Raw genomic sequence first — 24,771 nt, 5'->3', positions numbered from 1 at the left:
TGTCGCTCGGCGGCTCAGGCGCCAAGATCGAGCGTGAAGTAGCGGCTGAAGCCGGTATCGGAATAGTCCGCGAACGGCGGGCACGCCACGAATCCAGCCTGCGCATACATCGCCCGCGCGGCGCAGAAGGCGTGGTTGGCGCCAGTCTCCAGGCTCAGCCGCCGATAGCCGGACGCTCGGCCCTCCGCGATGAGATGCGCCAGCATCGCGCGGCCGACACCGCGGCGCAGATGCGCGGGCGCGACCCGCATCGATTTGAGTTCGCCATGCGCCGCGTCGAGCCGTTTGAGCGCGCCCATGCCGAGCAAAACATCGCCTTCCCATGCCGTCCACAGCGTCACCGCGCGATCGCGCAGCCGCGTCAGGTCGAGCGCGGACACCGCCCCTGGCGGAGAGTTCGCGAACGCGGCGCGCAGATGCGACTCGACGAGATCGACCACGGCGGCCCGCGAGAGATCGTCGCGTTCGAACCGGATCGCGGGCGTGCTCAGGGTAACGTCTCGTCAGGCTCGACGCCCCACAGATGGATCGCCTCGACATACCCGCCCTGCCCGTGGACGTCGAAATAGCACCATCCACGCGAGCATTTGCTCAACCGCCCGACCACGCCTGGGGCGGCGCGCCAGCGCACCCGGGCGCCAGCCTCGGGCCGGTCGAGCAGTTCGGCCTGCGCGCCCATCACGAAGCCGGTGCGCACCTCCTTGATGAGCGCACCGAGCATCCAGCCCTGCGTGCCACCGGGGTCTTCCACCTTCAGCCAGTTGCCGTGCTCATACACGTCGAGCACCTTCACCGGCAGATCGGCACGCTGGTACAGCCAGATCGCGGGATAGGTGCGCCCCGGTCCGGTGCGCATCCGCGCCTTCGCGGCGGAGATCGAGGCGTAATACGGTGTGCGCTTCTGCACCAGCGCGCCGATCGCGGGCGTGGCCACCGCAATCGCCGCGATCATCAACGCACGTCTACCGAACCGACCCATATACGCCCCTACTGTGGATGCAATCTGCTTAGCGCGTGCGGCAAGCGGGCTTCAACAGCGTTGACGCGAGGCCGCTGCTTCGCCAAGCGCGACATATGCCCGAAACGAGACGCGTCGCGCACCCGAAGGTCATCGTCACGCGCCAACTCACCGAAGCGGTGATGGCGCGGATGGAGCAATTGTTCGACACCACGCTCAATCGCTTCGACGGCAAGATGACGCGCGCGCAACTCGCCGAGGCGATGGCCACGTGCGATGTGCTGGTCCCCTCCGTTACCGACACGATCGACGCCGGGCTGATCGCGGGCGCGGGCGAGCGGCTCAAGCTGATCGCCAATTTCGGTGCGGGCGTGAACCACATCGACCTCAAGGCCGCGCGGGCGCGCGGCATCATCGTCACCAACACCCCCGGCGTTCTGACCGAGGACACCGCCGACCTGACGATGGCGTTGATCATCTCCGTACCGCGCCGGCTGGCCGAGGGCGAGAAGCTGGTGCGATCGGGACAGTGGACCGGCTGGAGCCCCGGCGGGATGCTTGGACACCGCATCGGCGGCAAGGCGCTCGGCATCATCGGCATGGGGCGGATCGGCCAGGCGGTCGCCCGGCGCGCACGCGCCTTCGGCCTTTCGATCCATTACCATAACCGATCCCGTCTGCCCAAAGTGCTCGAAGGCGAACTCGGCGCGCAATGGCACGCCAATCTCGACGCGATGCTCGGAAGCATCGACATTCTGACGATCCACACGCCCCTCAATGCCGACAGCAAGAACCTGCTCGACGCTGAGCGGATCGCGCTGTTGCGCCCGCACGTGTACCTCATCAACGCCTCGCGTGGCGGCATCGTCGATGAAGAGGCGCTGGTCGATGCGCTGGAGGCGGGGCGGCTCGCCGGCGCCGGGCTGGACGTATGGCAGCACGAGCCCGCGATCGACCCGCGCCTGCTCGCGCTTCCCAACGTGGTGATGACCCCGCACATGGGTTCGGCGACGTTCGAGGGCCGAATGGCGACGGGCGAGAAGGTGATCCGCAACATCCGCGCCTGGGCGGACGGGCACCGTCCGCCGGATCAGGTGCTTGAGGGCTGGGCCTGACGCGTCACCGCAGATGCGGCAGCCGCCATGCTCCGAGCAACGCGGCGGTTCTTAAGGCGAAGATGGCAAGGCCGGCAATCACGCCGGCCACGTCCTTGCGCAGTTTGAAACGCTGCATTAGCACGACCATCAGCGCCGCACCCGCCAGCGCGGCGGTGGCATAAAAATCCTCGTGCAGCACCCGCGGAACCCGCGCGCTCAACACGTCGCGCAGGATGCCGCCGCCACAGCCATTCACCGTCGCGATCACGACGACACTGGCGCCGTTGAGCTTATAATCCAGGCTCTTGCGCGCGCCCGCGACGGCCGCGAGCGAGAGGCCGGCCCCCTCGAACACGTCCACCGCCAACGGTGGAGTGAGATCGCCCACCCGGCCCAGCGCAAGCGAGGCCGCGACGATCGTCACCGTCGCCGCGATCGCCAGCGCCGCATAGCGCCAGTCCCGGAAGGACGCGGGAGGATGCTCGCCGAGCAGAAGGTCGCGGATGACACCGCCGCCGACGGAACCGACAAAGGCCAGTACGAGAATACCGAACAGATCGAAATCCGCCTGCACCCCGACCAACGCGCATTCGGCCGCGAGTACGAACGTCGCGGCGAGATCCACCGTGGTGAGCATCGTGTCGCGGATGCGACCACCAACGGGTGCGGCGGACGCCACCACAGGAGCATCTACGCCGTCGCTCAAAGGATCGCGGCCCGCTTGGTCGGCGTCATGACAATCCTCTCCTATTTTACCTGAGCATAAGCCGCCGACTGCCGCCAACAATCAAGGCCGCTGCGTGGCTCCATGATCGCGACGATGCCACAGCACGCCGAGCGCCCCCGACATCCCTACGCGACCAACTCGACCAGTGCCTGGCTCGTCAGCGCCTCCGAGCACAGGAACCCCTGGTATAATTGGCATCCCTCCTTCGCGAGCAGTTCCAACTGCTCGGCGGTCTCCACCCCTTCCGCGATCACGGTCAGCCCCAGCGAGCGCGCCATGTCGATCACGCCGCGCACCACCACGCGGTCGCGGGGCGTACCGGTGATGTCCTGCGCAAGCTTCTTGTCGATCTTGAGGTAATCGAGCGGCAGCGCCTTGAGATAGGCGAGGCTCGAATAGCCGGTGCCGAAATCGTCGATCGCGATCCGGCAGCCGGCGGTGCGCAGCGCCGAAAGCAGCGCCGCCGCCACGCCAAGATCCTCGATCAGCCCGCTCTCGGTGATCTCCAGCGTCAGCCGCGAACGCGGAAATCCGCTCGAATCGACGCGGTCGAGAAACAGGTCCGTAAAGCCCGGCCGGGCGATATCCGCGGCCGTGAGATTAAGCGAAAGGCGCAGAGCGCGCAGCGCCGCCGGCCAGGCGGCGGCACGCTCCAGCGCGACGCGCTGGATATGGTCGGACAGCGCGATTTCGAGATCGGCACGCGCGGCGGCGGCGAACAGCGTCTCGGCGCCGATCGTGCCGAGCGTGGCATGCTCCCAGCGCGCCAGCGCCTCGACACCCACGATCGCACCGCTCAACACCGACACCTGCGGCTGGAACAGGACCTCGATCTCGCCCCGTTCGATCGCACGATGGAGCGCCACCGCGAGCGCGTCGATCGGTGCCGCGTCGCCGCGCGCCTCGGCGACGCGCAGCGTGGCGCTGTCCGAATCCCGCGCATCGGCGAGCGCCTCGCTGGCGCGGCGCAGCAACGCGGCGGAATCGTCCTCGATCTCGCCTTGCGCGACCCCGATCCGGCAACCAAGCACGGCGATCGCGTCGTCCGCGACGAATGGCCGCGCCAGTTCGCCCGCGATCCGTTCCGCCACCAACTCGATCCGGGCGCGCGGCGCGCGCGCGGCGACGAGGAAGGACGAGCCGCTCAGCCGCGATATCAGAGCTCCGCGCCCAAGCACGTCGCGCACCACATCCTCGATCCGTTTCAGCGCGGCGCGCAGCAACGTATCTCCGGCGGTCCGCCCATACGCCGTATTGACCATGTCGAAGCGGTTGAGCGCCACCAGCATCGCGTGGAGCGGCTCGGCACCCCCTTCACGCAGCCGCCGGCCGATCCAGCGCCGCGCGCTGCCAGCGTCGCGCGCGCCGGCCAGTGCCTCGCGCAGTTCGGCGGTCGGCTCGGGCGCGCTACCGAGCACCTCTACGATCGCATCGATGCGTCGCGCGGCCCCGTCGAAATGCAGATGCTGCACGACCCGGCCAATGCCGGGCACGTCATGCGCGAAGGCGGTCGTCGGGCGCACCGGCGACAGGCGCCGCAACGCCGCTAACGCCGCCTTTCGCTCCGCCGGGTCGATACGGCGCAACATGGCGGCACGGGCCGGTCGCTCGGAGGCGCCGAGCAGCCGCGCCAACGCCGGCGTCAGCAGCATCGCGCGCGGCTCCAAATCTAAACGCCAGCCGAGCGGCTCGGCGATGCCGCTCGCGCGCCACTCGCCGGCCATGCGCTCGGCATGGCGCGCGGCATATCGCAGCGCCTGGATGAATTCGGTCTCGCCGAACGGGCTCGACAGAAAATGCGTGGCCCCCGCCTCGTAGAGCGCGCCGATCGCCTCATGGTCGCCCCGCGAGACGAGCGCCAGCATCGCGCCGCCATTCGCTTCGATCGTGCCGCCTAGCATGCGTGCGCTGGCGAGCCCATCGTCGAGCGCGCCACGGGCGTCGAGCACCACGACCGCGGCGCCACTGGCGAGGAAGCGGCGCTCAACCCCCGCCGCACGCCGCGCCGCCACGACTTGCCACCCTGCCGCGCCCGCCAACGCGGCGAGTTCGTCACGCTGCCGAAACGAGAGGATGAACAACGGAGCGGCGCCGGCGGAGATGCCGGAGCCGACGCGCAAGCCATCTTCGTCCACGCCCGTTCCCTGCCCCACCACGCTGCCCGATCGACCGTGAAATTCCCTTCTGCCTTGGCACACGTCAAAGAAGAAGCGCAAAAATCGCAACCCCTTGTTCGGCGGCGCAGGAAGGCTTAGCTCCATGCGATGCCCGCGCCCGCAGCCCTGATCGATCGCCACGGACGCACGATCAGCTATCTGCGCATTTCTGTGACGGACCGCTGCGACCTGCGCTGCCGCTATTGCATGGCCGAGGCAATGACCTTCCTGCCCAAAGCGGCGCTGCTCACGCTGGAAGAGATCGCGGTGATCGCCGAGCGCTTCATCGCACGCGGCATCACCAAGATCCGGCTAAGCGGCGGTGAACCGCTGGTACGGCGCGACGTGATCGAACTGGTCCGGAGGCTCGGGCGGCATATCGGGCGCGGCCTCGACGAATTGACGATGACCACCAACGGCACGCGCCTCGCCGACCATGCCGAGGCGATGGCGGCGGCGGGGATGCGGCGCGTCAACGTCAGCCTTGACAGCCGCGATCCCGCGACGTTCCGCCACATCACCCGGCACGGCGACGTTTCGCAAGTGCTCGCGGGCATCGCGGCGGCGCGCGCCGCCGGGCTGGCGGTCAAGATCAACATGGTCGCGCTCAAGGGTCTCAACGCCGCCGAGATCGTGTCGATGCTGGAGTGGTGCGTCGATCAGGGGCACGACCTCACGCTCATCGAGACGATGCCGATGGGCGCGATCGACGAGGACCGCATCGATCGCTTCCTGCCGCTAACGGCGGTGTTCGACGATCTCGCCGCGCGCTTCGCGCTGGAACGCGATCCGCGTGGCAGCGGCGGACCGGCCCGCTATTGGCGCGTCGACGGCACCAAGACCCGGCTCGGACTGATCTCGCCGCTGACGGGCAATTTCTGCGCTACCTGCAACCGCGTGCGGCTGACCACGGAGGGGTTGCTCTACACCTGCCTCGGCCATGACGATTGCGTCGATTTGAAGCGGGTGCTGCGCACGGACGGCGTCGGCGCGCTGGACGCCGCGCTCGATTCGGCGATGGCGAGCAAGCCCGAACGCCACGACTTCGACATCGCCGCCGCGGCCCCCGCCGTCGCGCGCCACATGAGCGTGACCGGCGGCTGACGTGGATCACGGTGCCGCGCCACAGAAGCGGGCGCTCGTCGCCTCGCCCACCGCGCCCGCGCAAGAGGCCGCCGCCGCGCTTGCCGATTCATACGACTGGGTGGCACCGGAAGAGGCGGACCTGATCGTAGCGCTCGGCGGCGACGGTTTCATGCTCCAGACGCTGCACGCGATACTGGAGCGCCGCAAGCCGCCGATCCCGGTGTTCGGCATGAACCTCGGCACGGTCGGGTTCCTGATGAACGAGTGGCGCCATTTCGATCTCGACGGGAGGCTCGCCCGCACCAAGCCCTTCAAGGTCACCGCGCTGTCGATGACCGCGACGACGATAGATGGTGCGGTCCACACGCTCCCCGCGATCAACGAAGTATCGATGCTGCGCGAGACCCGGCAGACCGCGAACCTCGAAGTCACCGTCAACGACCGGGTCGTACTGCCCGAACTGGCGTGCGACGGGATTCTCGTCGCCACGCCGGCGGGATCGACCGCCTACAATCTCTCCGCGCAAGGCCCCATCCTGCCGCTCGGCTCCGCGCTGCTCGCGCTCACCCCGATCAGCCCGTTCCGCCCACGACGCTGGCGTGGCGCGATCCTGCCCGACAAGGCGCGGATCGTCGTGCGCGTGCTCGATCCCGGCAAGCGCCCCGTAAGCGCCGTCGCCGACCAGCGCGAGGTCCGCGACGTCGCCTCGGTCGAAATCGCGATCGACCGCTCGCGCGAACTGACCCTACTGTTCGACCCCGAACACGCGCTCGACGACCGCATCACGATGGAGCAATTCGTCGCATGATCAAAAGAGGGGTTGCATCGCCGTTTCAGCCGGTTATAGAGCGCCTCCACGCTGTTCCCTGATAGCTCAGCGGTAGAGCTCTCGACTGTTAATCGAGCGGCCGTTGGTTCGAATCCAACTCAGGGAGCCATTCTGAAACATCCGAGTTTTCGGGCCCTTTTTCGGGTTCCGGGCTCGGAGTTTCAGGGGGCATTTTCTCAAGCATTCCAAAGGGTTCTCGGAAGGTAACTGTGAGCTTCCCATGAGCCCAAGTGCTGTTCAAAACCAACAGATCCAAAGCGGTGTTTTTGGCACCGGGAGACTGTATGCTGAAGGTTCGATGAGCCTTTCGAGCTAGGTCAAGCAACGCGATTCCGTCATCGACGAAATTATCTTCAGCGTTGTGGAGAAGCTCGATCTGACGTTGACACCTAGCCCGTTCTTCTCGCCATGTGGACGCCATTCGGTCATGCATGTCGGCGGTGATCCTGCCATCGAGATGATCGACGTAGAGCTTATCGAGCCGTTCCTGAAGACGATCGGCTTCTAGGCGAAGGCGTCCGACCGTCTCCACTCTCTCCCTGCTCTTGTCGGTGTGCGCTTCCCGGATAGCTCTTTCGATCAGCGAGAAGACCCTGTCATCCATGTGGAGACGCGCGAGCTGTTCCTCGAACGCCTGAACCAAGGCCTCTTCCCGAACATATTTCTCGGGGCACTTCTGCTTGAAGCCTGAGCAGTGGTAGTAGATGTAGCGGCCTCGCTGCATCTGCGCGACAACTGCGCAGCCGCAATGCCCACACGTGATCAGACCGGCGAATGCGAATCGCAGAGGCTCAGCGCGCACGTTGCTGACGCTACGGCCATCCAATACCTCTTGGACGTTCTCCCATGTCTCGGTAGTGACGATGGGCTCATGGGTGCCTTGGTAGAGCCTGCCAGCCCATTCGAACGCCCCAGCATACAAGCGATTGCGAAGCGTATAGTGGATCGTGCTCAGACCCACGGGTCGACCGCTGCGGCGATATCGCAGACCGTCGGCGCGGGCCTTCGCCGTAACCTCCTTGAGAGAATAACTCCCTGTCTCAAACCACTCGAAAACGCGTGTGACGATTGGCGCCATGTCGGGGTCGGGCACGATGATTTTTTTGCCGTGCGGACCAACGACATTGAGATAGCCGATGGGAGCGTGTGTCGGCCAAATACCTTGCTTGGCCTTCTCGATCATCCCCTTCCTGGCTTCCTCGGATAGGTTGTCCACGTAGTTCTTAGCCATCAGGACCTTGATGCCATGCATGAACTTTTCCGACGAGCGCGACTCGTGCGAAAGGACTGTTCCCTCCTTTACGAGATGGAGTTCGATATCGAAGGCGTCGAGCGTTACCCAATCCTTGATGTTTCGGTAAAGGCGATCGGTCTTCTCCACGAGGAGATGTCGGACACCGGGATGAGCCCGTAGATATTTAAGCATCGCTTCAAATTGAGTGCGTCCGGTCTTCTTGGCGGTCTCTACATCTACATATTGCTCGACAATGGCGAATCCTTGGCGCTCCGCATAATCCCGGATCAACGCAATCTGGGCGTCGATTGAAAAGCCTTCTTTCTCCTGTTCCGCCGTCGAAACCCGAGCATAGAGGACTGCTTTCTCGGCAGCCGATCTTTGACGGGCTCCCGAGTTCCTGGTTTCCTTGGCTTTACGTGGCCTCGCCATGTCTTACTCCAACCTGCAATGAAGCTATCCACCCAACACCCCCTCCCCTCTTCTCTAGATCGAATGGTGTGCCCATGGATGGGTCAGAAGGTATGTCGTCTTATCGCTGCGTTTTACGGGGTCGCCCTCGTTTTTTCCGCGGAGACGCCTTCGGGGGCATGTTAGAATTGACATCTGGCGGCGTCACCTCCCATTGGACGAGCATCCACATATAGTCCGCGAGGTTCCCCAGAAGGTTCCTAGCCTCATTTTCCGATACGGGCCGTTTCAAACGCTCCTCGAAAAGAGCCTGGGCGTCCAAGATAAGTTCCCGCGAGAATGCGCTGCGCCGAACTGTCCAGCGATCGTCCGATCGCGATTCGTCATGTGCGGAAGCGGTCGGTAAAGAGGGCCGTTCGGAAGGCGTGGTTGGCGGCACCGCTCCATAAGCCGTGGTAGGAAGGCGTAGCCGTTTCATGGCCGCACCACCTGGACCGACGCACGGGTGAAGAAGGCGTCTCGCCCGAAGCGTCGCTGGAGATGGACCGCGACGCTGGCTGCATAGCGTCGTTGCCGCCATTGAGTGGGGCTATGGTAGGCACCCACTGCCCTCCAATAATCCCGTGTCATCGCCAGGCTGGACAGGAATATCCATCGGGCGGCGTTCACGTTGAAGCAGGCGTCGTGCGTGAGCCACCAACGCACGTGAGAAGCAGGACGTCCCGTCATGGCGGCGAGCTTCGGAACCCACCAGCTATTGACCTGCAACGGGCCAAGATCATGGCTGCCATTGCTATTCTCGATCTCAGCGCCGACCCAGCCGCCTTCCTGGTCCCGAAGGCCCCATAGGGTTTTTTCAAGCCAGAGCTTGCCGGATGATGCCTGCCGGATACAGCGGGCGATCTCGCCTTCCAACATGCTCGTTGCTGGCTCCCGAGAAGCCGCCTGGGTCGGATTGGAAAGGAATAGCGAAGCGAGAACCGCCCAAGAAGTTTTAAGGGGACGTGCCCGACGTGCAAGGGGCGTGGACCGCGTGATCATATGTCGACCCCCATGATCATCAGCGGGTCGCCCTGGATCGGAGCAAGGAGCCGTTCGCCCGATATGACTTCGATATGGGTATGGTGATCGAATAGGACTCGGCTGGACGGCCCTGTCCGCCCGGTATGAATAAATAGCCCCGGCATACCCTTCGACCGGCACAGCGTGGCAAATCCGTCGACATGCTCTGGACGAATGGCGCTGGCATAGCGCTTGGCCTGGATAAGCCAGGTCCGCCCCTGAATGATAACCTTGCCGTCAAGACCGCCATCGCCGGTATAGCGGCGATTACGGACAACCCCGCAGCCACGGCGCTCGAAGCATTCGAGCAGGAGTTCCTCGAACGCGAGCGGATCCATGCCGCGCAGGCGAGAATAGATGACGCCCGGAGGCTGGCCGCGATCCGCCCCTTGCAGTTGCAGGAACATCGTTCGCGCTTGCCGGTGGCGCCATCGATGGCGGATTGGCACCCGCAATCGGCGGCCGAGCCAAGCGATCAGAACAAGCGATATGAAGAAGATCCATAGGTAATGATGATGCGGCTCCAGAAAGCCCGATTTTGCTTGGGCCGGAACGGTTGATATGGTCGCCGCGGTCAGGGTCAGGACCGCCGCGCGAATGCTCTTTTCAGCGATCATGACCGCCTCCATGTTCGTGGGTCTGGGTGTTGGGTGATTGCGATGCCGGCTCAGCCTGGCGCTCGGCCGGGTGGGAGTTTTCGGGGGCTGCCCCGCCCCGTCCGAGCAGGGATGTCAGCCACTGGTCCATCGCTTGCGCGGCGGACTGCGCGCGCCCCGCCAGAAAGGCGGCCAAGCCGTCAGGCTGCTGAGCTCGAAGGCGGAGTTCCCGCTCGGCCTCCATGCGTTCCTTGCGGGCTGCCCGATCGGTGCGCTGCCGGTCTCTCAGCTCGTCCAGTCGCTCGCTGTGCCGGATTCCCCGGTCTTTGAGGCTGTCACGATCGAGGCGGCCCAGCCCTTCGAGTGAGGAGGTCTTCTCACCGGAGCGGCGCTCCAATTTATCGATGAGCCGCTTTTCATTCTCGGTCCAGAGTTTCACGCCGTAGCGCGCGCGCGTGATGGCGGTGTAATAGTTCTGACCGGTGACCAGCGACGAGTTGACCGGCGCCAGGACATAGACGCGATCATAAGTCTTCGATTGGGCGGAATAGACGGTTTCCGCGTAGCCGTGGTCCCAATTCTTATGAAGCGAGAGATCGACGTCCTGAACCCGGCCATCCCGGTCCCAACGGATGGTGGCGACAGCACCTTCCAGCCGCTCGACGGTGCCACGCTCCGCGTTCTTCAGGTTGAGGTCGTGATTGACGAGGCGCCACTGGATGCGGTCACCCTGGGCGAGGTCGCGTTCCTCGCTCTTGAATACATTGACCTGCGAAGCCCTACCCAACCGGGGATCCCACCGGATGGTGCGACCGTTCTCATCCACGAGGTTTACAACCTGTCGACCGCGGGCATCGCGTGCGAGACCAACAACACGATATTCGGCATCGCGCACAATGCCGAGGCCGGCGACGCCGCGCGAAAAGATGAGCACCTGGCCGCCGGAATAGAAGCGAGCCATCTGCTTTTCCTGGTCGGTCATGCCGGACGGGGTCAACACCGAAAGGCGGGCTTCCTCAGCGGCAACGGCACCTTCGGTTTTCAGGGCCTCCCGAATCTTGGTGTTGACGATCAGCCGGGTGGAATTCTCCAGCACGAGGATGTTGGTGTTGGCGCGATTCTCCGGCTTCAGCCGGGTCCATTCACCAACCAGGAGTTCGGCGAGCGTCTCGCTGTTTGCGCCGCTGACCACCTTGTCGAGATTTTCGAGCGACCCGGCATAGTTGTTGAGGCGGGCTTGGGTGACCGCCGCCTTCATCGCCCGGGTCTGCTGCCGCACCGACTCTGTCAGTTCTTCTTTCGGGAGGCCGAGCCGCTGCAGGAGCCAGAAGGGCTTTCCCTGCTCGATAGCGCCGGTCTGCTTGTTGTCGCCGAGCAGGATGAGTCGCGCCCCGGTCGTGCGGCTGATTTCGAGAACGCGCAGCGCCTGCCGGTTTCCGAGTTGGCCTGCCTCGTCCAGGATCAGCACATGGCTATCATCCAGACGATGGCCGCCGCCGGCGATCAGGCTCGCCACCGTGCGGGATTCGATCTGCGCGTCTTTCCCCAAACCGGCTGCTGCCGACGACGTCGGAGCTAAAGCGATCAGCGTTGTTCCGGGAGCCGCTGCCTCGTTCAACGCTCCTACGAGGGTTGATTTGCCGGCGCCGCCGACACCATGGACTCCGACAACCCGATGGGAGGTAGTTCCTATATGGAGAAGGGCGACTTCCTGAGCGACATTCAGGCCCTTTTCAGCGCTGATTTCCTGCAATCGCTCCGCCGTCGCGATGGGTGTCGCGTCATTGAGAGCAAGGGCAAGGTGATCGGATAGGGCAAGCTCAAGACGGGCCGAGCGCCGGGAGGTGCGACCTCGTGTGAGGATCTGATCGCCTGTCTGCTCACGGGTTTCGAGCAGTTTGCGCTGCGCCTCGTGATTTTCCGCGAGCGGACGGATGTCGGAGAGCCGGACCTCCCCGACATGCGATGCCAATCCGTACTGGAGCAACCGACCAAGGTTGTTGACGGCCTCCCGACCCTCCCCCTGACGCAGCCCGAACAGCATCGCCCGAGCAGCGGTAGCGGGATCGACCGCGATCGTCCGCTCCCCTTCCCGTCCAGCTTCGATCAGGGTGAATTCGATGGTCTCTCGATACCCACCAAGCCGGTCCTGCCAGCGCGTGTGCAGAGCCTCCAGCGACACCTTTTCCTTAGGGCCACGGGTTTCATAGAAGGACTGTCGGCGGGCAGCCTGACCCGTCAGGCCGTGTTCCTTCGCATGGGCTTCGATCTGCTCGGCCCGTTGAGACAGTTCCGAGATGAGGCCTCTGGGCACTCCCCGAATTTCGAACAACCCTTTACGGGGATCGAACTGGACCTCGTAGCCGAGTTCGCGGAGACGATGGGCAAGCTCGTTGCGATAGACCTGCCCTGCGACCATCTGCTCGGCGAACATGGCGCGCGTCTCGAGGCTCACCATCTGCTCACCATCCTGACGGTTGGTGATGTTCATGACCACGACATGGGTGTGCAGATGGGGGTCGAGTTCGCGCGAGGCGTGCTCGGTAAAGCGGGCGAAGATCAGCCGCCCGGTCGTTTCATGGACAATCTTGCCCTCTGAGCGATGGCGTAGCGTCGCGTGCTCTTCCAGGTAGGAAAGTGCTACGCTCACGGCTTGCTCGTGAGCGGCAACGATCCTGTCGTCGCCGGCGACCAGCGCCATGATCGACACCGACTTGGGCGCGTTGACGGCGAAGTCCCATCCCTGGTGATGCTGAATCTGGCCATGCTTGCGGTGACGGCCCAGTTGCTGATCGCCAATCTTGCCCGCCAGCAATTCCTGAAACAGAGCGGGATCGACCTTCTCGCCCTCAAGACCAAGTTCGGCCGCTATCCGGCCACCCCATTCCGAATGCTCGTCGGATCCCTTGGTGTAGTAGTCTCCCACCGTATAGTAGCGGGCGATATTGGCGGGCGTGCCCTTGAGGCGGCGAGGATGGATCATGCCGGCCTCGCGGAATTGCGATCGCCATCGTGCCGACCATGCTGCCGCAACCGGAACCCGGCTGCCTTACCGTAGAGAGTGAGTTCAGGAGGTGTCGCCTGCTCGTCTTTGCGCTCATCGTTTGCCTGAGTCTCGCTGCCGTTCAGTCCAATCCCGGTCGGCGCTGCCGGTTTCGTCGGTTGCTGTGCGGGAGTGGACAATGGCAGTTCTGGGCTCTCCGGCCCGGCCCGCTGCCGCCGCGGGCGGGATGACGCCGGCTTCGGCCCTTTGGGCGATGGTTGTGATGGCGGAACTGGTTGTGGGGCGGGGACGGCTGGCGGCGCCGAGAGCCGAATGGGTGGCGCCGTTCGCTCCTTGAAGGCAACCCCGATGGAAGGAACCGTGTTGTAACGGTCCTCGAACCGGACCACCGGAAGGTTTCGCCCGAAGCGGAGATATCCTTCCAGGTTCGGGAGATTGGTGACCTCGGTGTGCATCACCAGCGGTCGCGTCACCTGCATGCGGCTGAGGTTCACGCCGTCGCGCATATCATTGACGCCGTAGGACATGCCTTCGTTGGCTTCGACCTGTTCGACCTGGCCGAGGTTCTCGCTGACATGCTTCGCCGTGGGAGTATCGTTGGCCCGGAGCGCCACCCAGGTCGAGCAGTAGCCGGTGATGGCAGCGGCATCCTGAATCCCGTAGGTCGCTTCGAGCTGCGGGTAGGACTGAAAGCCCAAGATGCCGCAGCCCCCGTACTTCCGCGCGCGGGCCAGGAAGTCGGAGAGCGAGGGCAGTTTCTGGAGCGACGGAAGCTCGTCGACAACACAGTAGAGCCGCCGGTTGCGATCCGGCGTCATGCTCATGATCGCGCTGATGGCGATGTCGAGCCATACCGTGATGAGGGGACGGAGCGATGGAAGCTGGTCGGCCTTCACGCTGATGAACAGCCAGCTATCGTCCTTCTCGTTGGCCACCCAATCGCGGATGGAAAGTCCGTCCTCGGTATCGTCGAGATAGGAAAAGCTGCGCATGACCGAAGCCAGCTCCGCCTGGATACCGGCTGAGGTTCGCTCCCCCTCCATGCTGATGAAGGCGGCAGCGTCCGTCCCTTGCGCGAAGGCCGCAAGGTCGGGGAGTTTAGATCTCAGCAGCGTATCGAGGAGAATGGAAACGAGAGTGCGTTGCTGTCGGGCAAGCTTGCGGAGAACCGCGACCAGCGTCCCTCGCGCGGCCTTGGCCCAGAACGGATCTCCGGTTTTGTCGGGGATCGTGGACTCGGCGATCTGATCGTATTGGTAGTCTTTTGGGACATCGACCCAAGGCGACCAGCAATCGGATCGCTCATCGAGCGGATTGAGGAGAACGTCGATTCCCGGCCGATAGAATTTCTCTACAAAGGTGCCGGCGGTGTCGTAGACGATCGCCCTGCGCTTTGCCTTCCTGATGCCGCTCAGCATCTTCACGATCATGTTGGTCTTGCCCGTGCCGGGTGCACCGCAGATCAGGATATGCTCGGGCTCGAAGGCATCCGGGACATTGACGCCTCCGATCTCGAAGCTGCCGCGAGCATGGCGCCACAGCGCGCGGCGGATTTGCCGCACTGTCCCGAAACGAGCCCCGCGGAGGAACTGGTTGGACCCCAGCCCCTTCCCCGTCCGGGTGAAGTAGAACCAGGCCCAGGCGAGCATCGCCAGCGCGAAGATGCCGGAGAGAATGGCCCCATGAAGAAGCGATGTTTCGAAACTGTGGAGCGTCTTGTGCGCCACTCCGGAAGCCAGAAGCCCTTTGGGCGTGGTCCAGTATTGATGGCCACCGGGAGTTTTGAAGAGGATGGGCGCGGCGTTTCCGGGAACGCTGTCGCCCATCATTGCGGCCTGGCCAAGCTTCAAAAGGACGAAGCGCTGGTATGCGTCGGTCTTCTCGAGAGCATACCAAAGCGTTCCGCCGATCCAGATGACCAAGCCGGCAAGAGCGGTCTGGTAAAAGACCTGGGTGGTCATCCTGACGTTGTGGACAATGGCTTGCCCACCTCTGGTCCAGGAGCCCAGCGTGTCGTTGCGGAAGATGCTCACGGCCGGTCCTGCTCGGGATCGAGCAGCCCCCTTTCGCGGAGCAGGCGCTTGGCATCGGCAAGGCCCTCTTCCAGGACGTCCGGGGTGCGCCTGCCGACCGACTTGGCGAGGATCGCGAGGGTCTGAATGAGGGTCGCGTGAAGTTCATCGAACCGGGCGTGATAGCCCGCCGGATCACTGCCCTCGTCGCGGTCGAGGACATCCCGAATATAGGCTGATGGCGTGATGCCAACTGCACGTGCCCGGTCGATCAGACGGTCATGCCGTGGATCGTCGAGGCGGATCGAAATGCGGGCCATGCGCTGTTCCTGAACAGCGCCGACACGTGATGAAGCACCGCCTTATTACCAGAATAGCCCCACGATCTCAAGAATTTATCGCGTCTGACGCGTCTGACGAAAGATGACGATGACGATCAACAGCTTAATCGGATCGGATAATTTCATGTCTGACGCCGTCCGACGACCGGCGACAACCCGTCGGACAGATCGGGACGCCTGAAACCCGCAGAAAACCGCTAGATTCGCGCTCGCAGCACCCGTGCGTACGGTGCATTACAAACGCCTGCGGGCGTGCGTCCTTCCTTCGCAGCGACAGCGTCGCTGCGCAGCCTCGTGCCGGTAGGCGCGGGGCTTCCCCGAAAGGGGATCGGCAACCTTCGTCATGCGCGTGTGCTCGAACAAAAAAGGGGAGAGGCGTTGCCGCCCCTCCCCGTCGGTTCAGAACTTGTCCGCCATCCCGCCGGGGACCGTATGGACCACCCGGTCGATGATCGTGATCGGAAGGGCATCATAGTCGCCCTCGTCAATAGCGAAGTATCCGATCTCCGGATCCTCGATGACGTGTTGGTCGAAGTAGCTGTGAGGTGCGCGGCGTTCTGCACACGCGACGGCGGCCATGAATCCGGCATGGTCGTAAGTGGCGCTGGTTGAGATGATCTGCATGTGAGCCTCCTGCTGTCTTGATTGACAGCGGAGCGGGCGTCGGGCGGCCGAGACCGGGTCAAGGATCGCGAAGCGACCGCGAAGCGGCGGTGGGGGTCACGATTTTCTTTGGCGGCCCCGCAACGCCGAAGGAGAAGAACCGGCGCTTGATCCGCCAAAGAAAATGGTGGGGCCCCGCCGTCCTTGATGCGGGCTCGGCCGCCCGACAGAATGGGAAGTCTGTGAGAGATTTTCCCTCTCGTCGGGAGACTTGGCCGATGCGTAGCGGCGTGCGGACCGAAGGGTCCGCGCGGCACGCGAGCGAGCCGAAGAAGATGTCCAGCGATCAAAAAAAGGGACCGGGCGCGAGGCCCGGTCCCGGTTGGCGTCATGGGTGCCGACCGCAATGGCAGCAGTTCTCCTCGATGCCCGAGAAGGCGCATAGGCCCGGCCCGAAGCCCGCCGTTCCGTCCTGGTCCTCGATGTATCCGTGATAGTTGGCGATGGCGATGGCCTGGTCCCGCAGTTCCGGGTCGAGCTGGTCGATGAGGGGGGCACATGCCTCGGTGAAGCGGCGCGCGTAGAGTTCGTAGCTTGCCCCGGCCGTCTCCTTACTGGTCGTGTCCACGATGCGCCTGGCCTCGATCCTGAAGCGGGAGAGCGCGATCGTCTGAGGCGTTTCGGGCGTGCCGTGTTCGAGATAATCCTCAGGGTGGAGCGCGCGATATTCGGCGGGGATCTGGTATTCGGTGCCGCAGTTCGCGCAGCAGGCGTGATCCTCGTAGATGTCGTAGTGGCTCGGATCGTAGCTGGTGGCACAGGTCGGGCAGATCGGGTCCGAGAATGCCTTGGCGAGACCGTTGTCGAAATCGTCCATGATAACCTCCATCATCGTTCGCTCCCCATCTCCATCGGATGAGGATGAAATCTTCGGGACGCGGTGTTGAGGCAGTCAGGGACGGCGAAGCCGCCGTGAAGCGGGCAGCGGGGGAACCGATTTTGTCGTCGTGGAGCGCAGCGGAGCGGCGTCAAAATTGGGGGGACCGCTGATCCTTGACGGCCGATGGACACCCAGCGTCACACTTTGGCGATGAGGCCTTGTCTGATACCGAGATGAGAGAGCGCCCTGCTTTGCCCCCGAGCCCGTAGGGTCGGGGTTAACAGCAAAGCACCGCAGCATCGCTTGATTGGAGTGACGCTAAGACCCGTCATCCAGTCCGGGAAAGTGGTCAGCGTGGCCTGATCCAGTCACGCGCCGGCATCCAGCCGAGGATGTCGTTGCCACTGTCGGAGACGAGATCGCCGGAGATATCGCGCCAGGGTTCCTTCAGTTGATGTTCGGGCGTGTAATAAGCGGTCAGTAACTCGCATGTCGCGCGGGCATAGACGCTCGTGCGGATGGTGAGGACCGGCGCTGAATCCTGCGGCAGCGCTATCAGCACTGAGATGAAACCGGCGGGGATAGGAAAGAGATGGCTGTCGATCGCAACGCGCGCGAGCCGCTGGTGCAGCGCGTCGGCCTCTCCGTCGAGGACATGGGAGTCAATATCATAGTCAATGGCTCCGGGGTCTCCGCCTTCGATAGTAGGGAGCAGATTGCATTCTGCTGACCAGGCGTCGCTGCCGGGATTGAGTGTCTCGACGCGGGGGTTGAGGATCAGGGGACCGGTCATCAACCCCAGCCGGTGGGCGAAGCCGGTAGAAATATTCCCGGAAAGGAGACGGGGGCGGCCGGGATTGCCCATCGGCTCAACGAACTCGACAAACCACCAGTTGTCGCGATGACTTATGAGGATGCCGCAATCGCCAATGGCGGTGGCTCGGTTGGACTTAGCTGCGGCGATCATTGCGCGATCCTTGCTGGGTGTGGAAGAATTGTCGACGTCGAAATCGTTCATGTGAGCCTCCATCATCGGCGCTCCCCATCTCCATCAGATGAGGATGGGAACATCGGGACGCGGTGTTGAGGCAGTCAAGGACGGCGAAGCCGCCGCGCAGCGGGCGGCGGGGGAACCGATTTTGTTGCCGGGGAGCGTAGCGAGGCGGCGGCAAAATTGGGGGGACCGCTGATCCTTGACGGCCGACGGACACCCAGCGTCACACTTTGGCGATGAAGCCCCGTCTGATACCGAGATGAGAGAGCGCCCTGCTTTGTCCCCGAGCCCGTAGGTTCGGGGTTAACAGCAAAGCGCCGCTGGATGAGCCTGGTGGAGATGACCAAGCAGCTTACGATGGAGGGGCGATCGGCCCCTTAGGCGCTGCTCCACAACATCCGGGCCAGAGCTGTCAGGTCGCAGTCGATGCCCCACAATTCGAGTTCGAGTTCATAAGGGAAATGGTGGAGCGCCCAGTCCCGCTCGAGTTCGGTCATCGCGTTCCAGTCGATCATATCGGTGAAGCTTTCGCGCCGGTCGAGGATGCGCTTGATACGGATGCGCTCGCCCTCACGGTAGCGGATCGCTTCTTCAATCGTGATGCCGGGGTCGAGGATTACTACCCAGTCCATCGTCGTTTCTCCTTCTGAAATGAGGCGATGTCGGCGACGGGGAGAATGGAGAGGGTCAAGGACCACTGGCTTGCCAGTGGCCGCGAAGCGGGCGACGGGGGTGCCGATTTTGGCGGGGCCGAAGCGTAGCGACGGTTCCGGCAAAATTGGGGGAACCGTTGATCCTTGAGGCTCTCCATTCCCTCCGTCACGCTGGGACGGCAGGGAGAGGAGGTGTTTGCTGGCGGTAGCAGCGAGGTCAGCGCTGGAGCGCATTGCCCGCTCGGGAAATCGGGGTTGCGCACCGCAGAGGTTCCGCCGATAGTGCTGGCGGCGGGCAGCCTCCATGAAAGGATCGTGGATATGCCCAAGTTGAATGAACGAGAGCGGCTTGCCGATCTCGAATCGCGTCGCCGCAAGCTCGATGACGAAGTCGAGATTGCCCGCCGCGCCTTGCGCGGCAAATATGCTGCTGCGGTCCCCGAACTCGCGGTCGAGAGGTTGACCGAGCGGGAGTTCCGGGAGGTGGTCTCCCACGCCATTCGAGCGGGTGGAGCCGCCTCGGTCGCCGCACTCAAGGCTCTGCCGATGCCGCCGGCCTCATAGCCCGAGTCATTCCGAAGGGATGTCCCTGCGACGAGCACGGCGGAGCCGCGCACAGGAGGCCGGTGCCCGACAGGGTGCCGCATCGGCGGACGACGGACCCGGCCTAAAGCCGGGTCCCTGAGCCCGCCGACCTGAACCACAACAAGAAAAAAGGGGATGATCCGGGACCGACCCGGACCATCCCCTTGTGTTCACCTCAGCGCTTGCGAGCCCAGTCGGGCCGATCGCCCCTGCCGAGAATCTGGCGAGGCTCGATCCCCGCTTCATCGAGGCTGCGAATGAGCGCGGCTTGAACGCCCGAGCCGGAGCAGACGATCGCGTCCACTGGTCCCTTGGCGATCATACGATCATTGCGGATGAAGCCGCCGCGCAGTCCCATGCCCTTCGGCAGGTCCTCGCGGACTACCGTGACGTTGTTCGCTGCCGCCCACGCCTTGGCGATTGCGTCCGCCCCGACATCGAGGTCGGTGGTCAGGAGCAGCATGTTCGGGATGAGTGCTTTCACCCGGTTCAGTTCCTCGTAGATCGGGTCAACGTCCTGCCACTTGGGCGGACCGGAGAAGAGCACCAGCGGACCATCCGGCGCGATCTTGTCGAGCCTGCGCTTGTTCCGCCCGGCCAGATAATCGGCAGCGGCGATGACCGAGGCAGTGCGCTTGCTCGACACCAGCGATCCCCGGGCTGTGCTCCACGGCTTGCCGGTTTCGACTTCGTAGGCGGCGGCGGCGTGGTCCCTCATGCAGGCGATGGCGTCGGCGATCTCGTCGGCTTCCTGTGCGACCCGCTGGGCCAGTTCGAGGGTCGTCGCGTATATCTCGCTGCCGTCGGCGCAGGGGATCAGGTCCTGAACCTGGCGCGCAGTGTCATCGGCATGTCCGGCAACCATCCGGGCGGTGCGGTGCATGCTGTCGACAATTCCCCACGCGATGCGATGCGCCGTCGCTTCGAGCCGGGTGTCGCGGAACACATCGAACACGGTGCTAATCATCAGTTCGGTGGCGAGTTGGACCTGCATCGGGTCCGGCATGTCGGCGATGACCTCTTCGTCCCAGGGCGTCACCCGGACGCCGTCGAGATCGGACGTGAAGGCTTCGGCGAAGGCATCGGTGGTCTGAGCCGTCTCGGCGGCGATGAGATCGGCGATTTCAGCGAAGTCGCGGGTGGAGCGGAACGTCTTCTTCATGGGAACCTCCTCAGATTGAATTGAAAGAGGTTCCCCCTCGTGCACGGGCTCCGAGCAGCGGGGTCAAGGATCGCGAAGCGACCGCCCTGGCGGCGGTGGGGGTCACGGTTTTCTTTGGCGGCGGCGACTCCGGCGAGGATGAACTGTCGTCCGTCCCGCCAAAGAAAATGGTGGGGCCCCGCCGTCCTTGAGGCCGGTGCGGTCCCGTGCGACACTTGGACTTGTTGAGAGAGATTATTTTGTCGCGGATCGGGGGTTCGATGCCCCTGATCCGCGAGTTTATGGCGCCAGGGCAGCTGTCAAGGATCGCGCAGCGACCGCGAAGCGGCGGTGGGGGCAACGATTTTTCCAGGGGAAAAATGGTGGGGCCCTGCCGTCCTTGACGGCAACCGCGGGGTCATGACGACAATGGTCCATGAAGGGTGTTGTGAGCATCGCTCGCGACGCCCGTTCCGTCATCCCACGCGGCCGCGCACGGGTAGCGGTATGAGGTCGTCGCAACCAGCATAGGAAAAGGGGCCAGCACGCGGAAGCCTGCCGACCCCTTTCCTGACGGAAGATCCGATCAATGTAGGACGGAACCTGTTGGAGGCCGATAGGCTTCGAACGGGTTCCCGTCATGGAGATGCCCGAACGGGGTCAGGACATAGTCCCCGTTCTGGCGGCCGACTGCGCAGATGACATAGCGTGGTTCGCCGGTTTCTACGTCGACGCACTCGACCAGGGCGAGGTCGCCGCTTTCAGCGGCGCGGAGCAAGGTCGAGAAGTTGCGCCGGAAGGCGTCTGGGATGGCCATGACGATGCACCTCCCGGTCAGGCGTCTTCGTAGACCCGCCGCAATGCCGGGCCACGCTTGACGTGCTGGAAGTCCTTGACCTCACGGTATTTCGCGGGAGGCCGGGTGTCGGGCGCCTGATCGGATTTGCGGAAGGCATGGATTGGAACGCGCGCCTTGTGCAGTTCCTCATAGAGGTTGGCCTGGATGCCCGAGCCCTCGCAGAGGACGGCCATGACCGGCTTCAGGTCGCGCAGCTTGCGGTTGCGCGCAAAGGCTGCCTTGAGGCCAGAGCCGAGGAGGTTGAAGCGCACGGCCTGCACCTTGCGCTGCGCCGCCCATTTCTCGGCAATGAGGTCCGCGCCGGTGCGCTGGGCCGTCGTGATGAGGACCATGTGGGGGATTTGCTCCCGCACCAGGTCGAGCCGGTTCCAGAGCAGATCGATGTCGTGCCACTGGGCAGGCCCCGAGAACACCACAAGCGGTCCCTGGGGGTGGTGCCGGTCGCGCGCGTCGAGCTGGCGAGCCCGCAGGAAGTCCACCGCCGCGATCTGGCTTGCGGTGCTGGTCCGCGACGCACGGCTCCCGCGCGAGGGTGACCAGGGCCATCCAGAGAGGACGCGATAGGCCTCGGCCGCATAGTCGCGCATGGTTTCGATCGCCACGCGCTGCTCGGTGGTGGATTGGCAGAGGAGCTGCTTTTCCTCCAGCTCGCGGTTGAAGACCTCGCTCATGTCCGGCCGGTTGGCCATGTCCTTGACCTCGGCGGCGAGGCTGTCCTCCCGGCGTTCGAGCTTGCCGGCGACGAAGTGGAACGAGTTGACGAAGCCCCAGGCGATCTCCGCTGCAAGGGGTTCGAGCCTCGTATCGGTGAAGAGGTCGAAGAGGGTCGTGATGATGCCGGCGCTGTCCGCCTGGGCGGCGAGTTCGTCGGGCATGCCATGCTCGCCGGGTTCCTCGCCCGGTTCGATGATGGTGAGAGGAATGGGATCGCCGAACGCGGCCTGAAATTCAGGCGTGGTGGTCATCTCGGCGTAAAGCTGCTGGATATCGGCGAAGCGGTCGACGCTTCGCACGGGACGATGCTCGGTCATGGAGTTGACCTTTCGGATTCGGGAAAAGAAAAGGGCCGGGAGGCGCTCAGCGCCCCCCGGCCCGTTCGGACGGGACGGATGGATCCTCAGGAGGGGATCATCTCGTCCGTCAGCTCGCTGGTGCGATCTGCGCCCTGGAACGGCGCCGTGCTGTCGCCGAAGCCGCCGCGATAGGAGCGGTCATTCCCGTCCGTGCCGCGCTCGTCCCGGTCGTCATACTCATCGGTGTCGCGGGCACGGCGCGCACGTGCGGGACGATTGGGCTGCTCCCGCCGCCACGAGGCGCGGAAGCCCTCGTCGACCGAGCCGAACAGCGCGATGTGAAACGGCTTGCTCCAGCTATTGTCGTCGAGTTCGCCAGCGAAAAAGTCGATGATCTCGCCGTCCTCATTGTGGGAAGTCGCCTTGAAGAGCCCGCCATAATTGAGCCAGCGGCCGCTCGGGCTCATGCCCTCCAGTTCGAACTTGGGCGCGCGGGGATTGTTGCTCTGGATGGGACGGAGGCGCGCCCGCGGCAGATCGACCTCGCGACCGTCGGCAAGCCAGCCGACCAGATTGCCATTCACGTTGCGGAATTCGCCAACCGTTTTCGAAACAGCCATGATCATTACTCCTCTGAAACGTCGCTCTTGCGACGCTCTCAAAGGCCCCTCTCTTCTCTGTGCCCTGCCCTCGCCGCCGGCGCTGCCGCCTGAGGGGAAGCGCACCCCCGCCCCCGCGCCGCTATTCCGGGCAGTGCGAATCGGGTAAGAGTGACGGCATGGACGCGGAGACGATCAGAACGGTGGCCATGCTTGCGCGGAAGCGTGCAGAGCGTGGCACGTCAGCGGCGCATGGCGACGGGATGGCGCGTCTGGGTGCGACACGGGCGCTGCTTCAACTGGCGGCGGATCTGGAGGTGACCGCCGATCATATCGACCGCCCTTGCCGCGCGCGCCGCCGCCGGGCCTGACACAACCGGCCCGCGCCTTCTTCTTGCGATACGGTGATCGTCACCCGCAGGGAGGAGATTCGGCGTAGCCGAAGCTCGGTCGCAGCGGAGTGGAGATAGAGCGCCGGTGCGCGCGTCAGCGCGCAATCGCCCTATCAATTCTCTTCAGGAAAATTCGATCGACACGCTATGAGATGTCGTCTGCGTCCTCTACTGAGAGCATCCCGCATCGAGTGCAGGTGACAGTATTGTCGTTTCTAGACAGGTCGATTTCCGCCTCGACGAACTCATGTTCGTGACCATCATCGGGGTCGTTGGTATAGTCGCCGTCGAGCGCATCGGCATCCATTTGTGAGAGGAAATCTTCGAAGGCAGCGGCCGAGTTTTGATTCTCGATTTATTTGAGAAGCACATCGATCTCGGTTCGCTCGTGCCACCCCTGTTGGGCTGCCGTCCTTTCAAACATGTCGCGTTCGGCCATAGTCGGTCTCCAGTGGAAGAGGTTGATTTTTGCGCTGGTGATCTCGGTTTGCTTAGGCAGCCAAGCGATCGATGCCGGCATTGAACCTTGCCAGCCAGTCACCGATGGGCGCCCGGTCGGCGAGGACGATCGCGGCTGCGGCTTGCTGAAAGGCGACTAGGTCGCGTGGGGCCTCGGAGATGATGCGATCAATGTCTCAGCGCTTGAGGAGACGTTCGGCGCGAATGAATTCGGTCATGGAGCCGGGACGGGGTTCGCTTGCCCCCCGGCCTTTGATGGGCTTGCGCCAGAGGCCATAGAAGGCCTGCAGCCGCAGCGCGGCGCGGGCCTCGACAAGGACGATCAGGCGGAGATATCGGAGAGGGTGATCTGAAATCCACGCTTCAATCGAACGATTTTCATGATTCGCTATGCGTTTGGTGTTTGGGCCGAGCGCAATTCGAAAGCAATTTTGGTGATTTCGCGGGCGCGGTCGAGACTGTTCGGCGGCAGTTCCCGGTATCCGTAATCATCGAGCGGCAGACTCTCGATCTCGTCCAAAATTTCCCCGGCCTCGATAAGCAATGCCGTCAGTTCATCCACGGTCATCATTTTCTCCCGTCGTGTGATTTTGGCGGAAATTATTGATTGCCACCCGAGACAAAAGCCAAACGGTCCGTCAATGCGAATTCGCGATCCATTATGCCGCTGCTCGGTTGACACCGTCTTGGAAAGAGGCGAGCCAGTCCTTGAGCGGTCGCCGCCCCGCCAGAGCGACGCGCGCAGCGGCGGCCTGGAAATCGAGCAGATCGGCGGGTGTTATCGTGATGATGTGTTCGATTTCATCTGCTGGGAGCAGTCCCTCGTCTCGGATCAGATCGGTCATTGCGCCTGGATGGGGTGTTCCGCTGCGCAGTCCCTTGACAGACTTGCGCCAGAGGCCATCGACCTTCTTCAGCCGGGGCTTTGCGCGAGCTTCGATCAAGACAATCAGCCGGAGATAGTGCGGGGGAAGCGTGCGAAGCTCCTGGGGTTTCATCGCGGCGCAGAAGAATTATGCCGTCATTGAGACGCTTCATTAAGGCTTTGACGGTCTCCTGATCCTGCCCCATCTTTGGCCA

25 protein-coding genes, 1 tRNA gene and 1 pseudogene are annotated in these 24,771 nt (G+C 63.8%); 7 read left to right on the top strand and 20 right to left on the bottom strand.

Annotated elements, in window-relative coordinates:
- Positions 1-14: 14 nt before the first annotated feature.
- Positions 15-440 (bottom strand): GNAT family N-acetyltransferase, encoded by a 426-nt coding sequence (locus tag PX554_RS14065; protein WP_275502720.1) that lies wholly within the window; start codon positions 438-440, stop codon positions 15-17.
- A 47-nt stretch (positions 441-487) separates the two neighbouring features.
- The gene (locus PX554_RS14060) at positions 488-952 is read right to left on the bottom strand and encodes an SH3 domain-containing protein (protein ID WP_275502717.1); all 465 of its coding nucleotides are present in this window, start codon (positions 950-952) and stop codon (positions 488-490) included.
- Positions 953-1,074: 122 nt separating this feature from the next.
- Between PX554_RS14060 and PX554_RS14055 the strand changes: the two genes are divergently transcribed.
- On the top strand, positions 1,075-2,073 hold the full coding sequence (locus PX554_RS14055) for a 2-hydroxyacid dehydrogenase (RefSeq protein WP_275502715.1): 999 nt from the start codon (positions 1,075-1,077) through the stop codon (positions 2,071-2,073).
- Positions 2,074-2,077: 4 nt separating this feature from the next.
- On the opposite strand, the gene PX554_RS14050 is transcribed toward PX554_RS14055, so the two are convergent.
- On the bottom strand, positions 2,078-2,839 hold the full coding sequence (locus PX554_RS14050; protein WP_275502713.1) for a trimeric intracellular cation channel family protein: 762 nt from the start codon (positions 2,837-2,839) through the stop codon (positions 2,078-2,080).
- Between the two features lie 68 nt (positions 2,840-2,907).
- The gene (locus PX554_RS14045) at positions 2,908-4,917 is read right to left on the bottom strand and encodes a putative bifunctional diguanylate cyclase/phosphodiesterase (RefSeq protein WP_275502711.1); all 2,010 of its coding nucleotides are present in this window, start codon (positions 4,915-4,917) and stop codon (positions 2,908-2,910) included.
- A gap of 129 nt (positions 4,918-5,046) precedes the next feature.
- Here PX554_RS14045 and moaA point away from each other — a divergent pair, with 129 nt between their 5' ends.
- The 4 genes from moaA (at position 5,047) to PX554_RS14025 (ending at position 7,361) form a co-directional block, all read left to right on the top strand.
- Complete coding sequence (moaA, locus tag PX554_RS14040; RefSeq protein ID WP_275502710.1) at positions 5,047-6,042, top strand: GTP 3',8-cyclase MoaA; 996 nt, start codon at positions 5,047-5,049, stop codon at positions 6,040-6,042.
- 1 nt (position 6,043) lies between these two features.
- Positions 6,044-6,832: an NAD kinase gene (locus PX554_RS14035; protein ID WP_093221970.1), complete on the top strand. Its 789-nt coding sequence runs from the start codon at positions 6,044-6,046 to the stop codon at positions 6,830-6,832.
- A 55-nt stretch (positions 6,833-6,887) separates the two neighbouring features.
- Positions 6,888-6,962: transfer RNA gene (locus PX554_RS14030), tRNA-Asn, on the top strand.
- Positions 6,963-7,214: 252 nt separating this feature from the next.
- Entirely contained in the window at positions 7,215-7,361 is a 147-nt protein-coding gene (locus PX554_RS14025; RefSeq protein ID WP_275502709.1) for a hypothetical protein, read from the top strand.
- Between the two features lie 168 nt (positions 7,362-7,529).
- Here PX554_RS14025 and PX554_RS14020 read toward each other — a convergent pair.
- The 10 genes and pseudogenes from PX554_RS14020 to PX554_RS13975 form a co-directional block, all read right to left on the bottom strand.
- Positions 7,530-8,519, bottom strand: a pseudogene (locus PX554_RS14020) (recombinase family protein); the annotation flags it as partial.
- Positions 8,520-8,972: 453 nt separating this feature from the next.
- The gene (locus PX554_RS14015) at positions 8,973-9,416 is read right to left on the bottom strand and encodes a lytic transglycosylase domain-containing protein (protein WP_067734773.1); all 444 of its coding nucleotides are present in this window, start codon (positions 9,414-9,416) and stop codon (positions 8,973-8,975) included.
- 119 nt (positions 9,417-9,535) lie between these two features.
- Complete coding sequence (locus PX554_RS14010) at positions 9,536-10,177, bottom strand: restriction endonuclease (protein ID WP_084384945.1); 642 nt, start codon at positions 10,175-10,177, stop codon at positions 9,536-9,538.
- A complete protein-coding gene (mobF, locus tag PX554_RS14005; protein ID WP_067734774.1) occupies positions 10,167-13,139 on the bottom strand; it encodes a MobF family relaxase in 2,973 nt (990 codons plus the stop codon). Before mobF ends, PX554_RS14010 begins: the two co-directional genes overlap by 11 nt.
- Positions 13,136-15,193 (bottom strand): type IV secretion system DNA-binding domain-containing protein, encoded by a 2,058-nt coding sequence (locus PX554_RS14000; protein WP_067734775.1) that lies wholly within the window; start codon positions 15,191-15,193, stop codon positions 13,136-13,138. The genes mobF and PX554_RS14000 overlap by 4 nt, the downstream gene beginning before the upstream one ends.
- On the bottom strand, positions 15,190-15,492 hold the full coding sequence (locus PX554_RS13995; RefSeq protein WP_067734776.1) for a hypothetical protein: 303 nt from the start codon (positions 15,490-15,492) through the stop codon (positions 15,190-15,192). The genes PX554_RS14000 and PX554_RS13995 overlap by 4 nt, the downstream gene beginning before the upstream one ends.
- Positions 15,493-15,912: 420 nt before the next feature.
- On the bottom strand, positions 15,913-16,137 hold the full coding sequence (locus PX554_RS13990) for a hypothetical protein (RefSeq protein ID WP_067737343.1): 225 nt from the start codon (positions 16,135-16,137) through the stop codon (positions 15,913-15,915).
- Positions 16,138-16,504: 367 nt separating this feature from the next.
- Complete coding sequence (locus PX554_RS13985; protein ID WP_275502707.1) at positions 16,505-16,993, bottom strand: hypothetical protein; 489 nt, start codon at positions 16,991-16,993, stop codon at positions 16,505-16,507.
- 352 nt (positions 16,994-17,345) lie between these two features.
- Positions 17,346-18,014 carry a hypothetical protein gene (locus tag PX554_RS13980; protein ID WP_245656621.1) on the bottom strand — a complete coding sequence of 223 codons (669 nt, stop codon included), beginning with the start codon at positions 18,012-18,014 and terminating at the stop codon, positions 17,346-17,348.
- A gap of 353 nt (positions 18,015-18,367) precedes the next feature.
- A complete protein-coding gene (locus PX554_RS13975; RefSeq protein WP_067737352.1) occupies positions 18,368-18,622 on the bottom strand; it encodes a hypothetical protein in 255 nt (84 codons plus the stop codon).
- A 342-nt stretch (positions 18,623-18,964) separates the two neighbouring features.
- Here PX554_RS13975 and PX554_RS13970 point away from each other — a divergent pair, with 342 nt between their 5' ends.
- Positions 18,965-19,207, top strand: a complete 243-nt coding sequence (locus tag PX554_RS13970) for a hypothetical protein (protein ID WP_067737376.1) — start codon at positions 18,965-18,967, stop codon at positions 19,205-19,207.
- 196 nt (positions 19,208-19,403) lie between these two features.
- Here the strand turns inward: PX554_RS13970 and PX554_RS13965 are convergent, their stop codons facing one another.
- The 4 genes from PX554_RS13965 to PX554_RS13950 all read right to left on the bottom strand — a co-directional run bounded on the left by PX554_RS13965 (position 19,404) and on the right by PX554_RS13950 (position 22,861).
- Positions 19,404-20,435: an SLOG family protein gene (locus PX554_RS13965; RefSeq protein ID WP_275502705.1), complete on the bottom strand. Its 1,032-nt coding sequence runs from the start codon at positions 20,433-20,435 to the stop codon at positions 19,404-19,406.
- 520 nt (positions 20,436-20,955) lie between these two features.
- Positions 20,956-21,186 carry a DUF6117 family protein gene (locus tag PX554_RS13960; protein WP_067737358.1) on the bottom strand — a complete coding sequence of 77 codons (231 nt, stop codon included), beginning with the start codon at positions 21,184-21,186 and terminating at the stop codon, positions 20,956-20,958.
- 17 nt (positions 21,187-21,203) lie between these two features.
- Positions 21,204-22,259 (bottom strand): DUF2493 domain-containing protein, encoded by a 1,056-nt coding sequence (locus tag PX554_RS13955; protein ID WP_084385057.1) that lies wholly within the window; start codon positions 22,257-22,259, stop codon positions 21,204-21,206.
- Positions 22,260-22,345: 86 nt separating this feature from the next.
- On the bottom strand, positions 22,346-22,861 hold the full coding sequence (locus PX554_RS13950) for a DUF736 family protein (protein WP_157081224.1): 516 nt from the start codon (positions 22,859-22,861) through the stop codon (positions 22,346-22,348).
- Positions 22,862-23,019: 158 nt separating this feature from the next.
- Here PX554_RS13950 and PX554_RS13945 point away from each other — a divergent pair, with 158 nt between their 5' ends.
- Positions 23,020-23,211 (top strand): hypothetical protein, encoded by a 192-nt coding sequence (locus PX554_RS13945; protein ID WP_067737364.1) that lies wholly within the window; start codon positions 23,020-23,022, stop codon positions 23,209-23,211.
- An 868-nt stretch (positions 23,212-24,079) separates the two neighbouring features.
- Here PX554_RS13945 and PX554_RS13940 read toward each other — a convergent pair.
- Both PX554_RS13940 and PX554_RS13935 read right to left on the bottom strand, forming a co-directional pair.
- Positions 24,080-24,259, bottom strand: coding sequence for a hypothetical protein (locus PX554_RS13940; RefSeq protein ID WP_157081227.1), 180 nt, complete (start codon positions 24,257-24,259; stop codon positions 24,080-24,082).
- Between the two features lie 91 nt (positions 24,260-24,350).
- Complete coding sequence (locus PX554_RS13935) at positions 24,351-24,635, bottom strand: hypothetical protein (protein WP_275502702.1); 285 nt, start codon at positions 24,633-24,635, stop codon at positions 24,351-24,353.
- Between the last annotated feature and the right edge of the window lie 136 nt (positions 24,636-24,771).

Source organism: Sphingomonas pollutisoli (assembly GCF_029167165.1).
GTDB classification, from domain to species: Bacteria; Pseudomonadota; Alphaproteobacteria; order Sphingomonadales; family Sphingomonadaceae; genus Sphingomonas; species Sphingomonas pollutisoli.
The sequence above is the reverse complement of the archived record's forward strand: the minus strand, read 5'-3'. Positions and strand labels throughout refer to the sequence as shown.

What these genes read in the sequence shown, in the direction of transcription:
- PX554_RS14060 (WP_275502717.1), bottom strand. Translation starts at nt 952, where the DNA reads ATGATCGCGGCGATTGCGGTGGCCACGCCCGCGATCGGCGCGCTGGTG.
- PX554_RS14055 (WP_275502715.1), top strand. Translation starts at nt 1,075, where the DNA reads ATGCCCGAAACGAGACGCGTCGCGCACCCGAAGGTCATCGTCACGCGC.
- moaA (WP_275502710.1), top strand. Translation starts at nt 5,047, where the DNA reads ATGCCCGCGCCCGCAGCCCTGATCGATCGCCACGGACGCACGATCAGC.
- PX554_RS14015 (WP_067734773.1), bottom strand. Translation starts at nt 9,416, where the DNA reads ATGTTGGAAGGCGAGATCGCCCGCTGTATCCGGCAGGCATCATCCGGC.
- PX554_RS14010 (WP_084384945.1), bottom strand. Translation starts at nt 10,177, where the DNA reads ATGATCGCTGAAAAGAGCATTCGCGCGGCGGTCCTGACCCTGACCGCG.
- mobF (WP_067734774.1), bottom strand. Translation starts at nt 13,139, where the DNA reads ATGATCCATCCTCGCCGCCTCAAGGGCACGCCCGCCAATATCGCCCGC.
- PX554_RS13995 (WP_067734776.1), bottom strand. Translation starts at nt 15,492, where the DNA reads ATGGCCCGCATTTCGATCCGCCTCGACGATCCACGGCATGACCGTCTG.
- PX554_RS13990 (WP_067737343.1), bottom strand. Translation starts at nt 16,137, where the DNA reads ATGCAGATCATCTCAACCAGCGCCACTTACGACCATGCCGGATTCATG.
- PX554_RS13985 (WP_275502707.1), bottom strand. Translation starts at nt 16,993, where the DNA reads ATGGACGATTTCGACAACGGTCTCGCCAAGGCATTCTCGGACCCGATC.
- PX554_RS13980 (WP_245656621.1), bottom strand. Translation starts at nt 18,014, where the DNA reads ATGAACGATTTCGACGTCGACAATTCTTCCACACCCAGCAAGGATCGC.
- PX554_RS13975 (WP_067737352.1), bottom strand. Translation starts at nt 18,622, where the DNA reads ATGGACTGGGTAGTAATCCTCGACCCCGGCATCACGATTGAAGAAGCG.
- PX554_RS13970 (WP_067737376.1), top strand. Translation starts at nt 18,965, where the DNA reads ATGCCCAAGTTGAATGAACGAGAGCGGCTTGCCGATCTCGAATCGCGT.
- PX554_RS13960 (WP_067737358.1), bottom strand. Translation starts at nt 21,186, where the DNA reads ATGGCCATCCCAGACGCCTTCCGGCGCAACTTCTCGACCTTGCTCCGC.
- PX554_RS13955 (WP_084385057.1), bottom strand. Translation starts at nt 22,259, where the DNA reads ATGACCGAGCATCGTCCCGTGCGAAGCGTCGACCGCTTCGCCGATATC.
- PX554_RS13950 (WP_157081224.1), bottom strand. Translation starts at nt 22,861, where the DNA reads ATGGCTGTTTCGAAAACGGTTGGCGAATTCCGCAACGTGAATGGCAAT.
- PX554_RS13945 (WP_067737364.1), top strand. Translation starts at nt 23,020, where the DNA reads ATGGACGCGGAGACGATCAGAACGGTGGCCATGCTTGCGCGGAAGCGT.
- PX554_RS13940 (WP_157081227.1), bottom strand. Translation starts at nt 24,259, where the DNA reads ATGACCGTGGATGAACTGACGGCATTGCTTATCGAGGCCGGGGAAATT.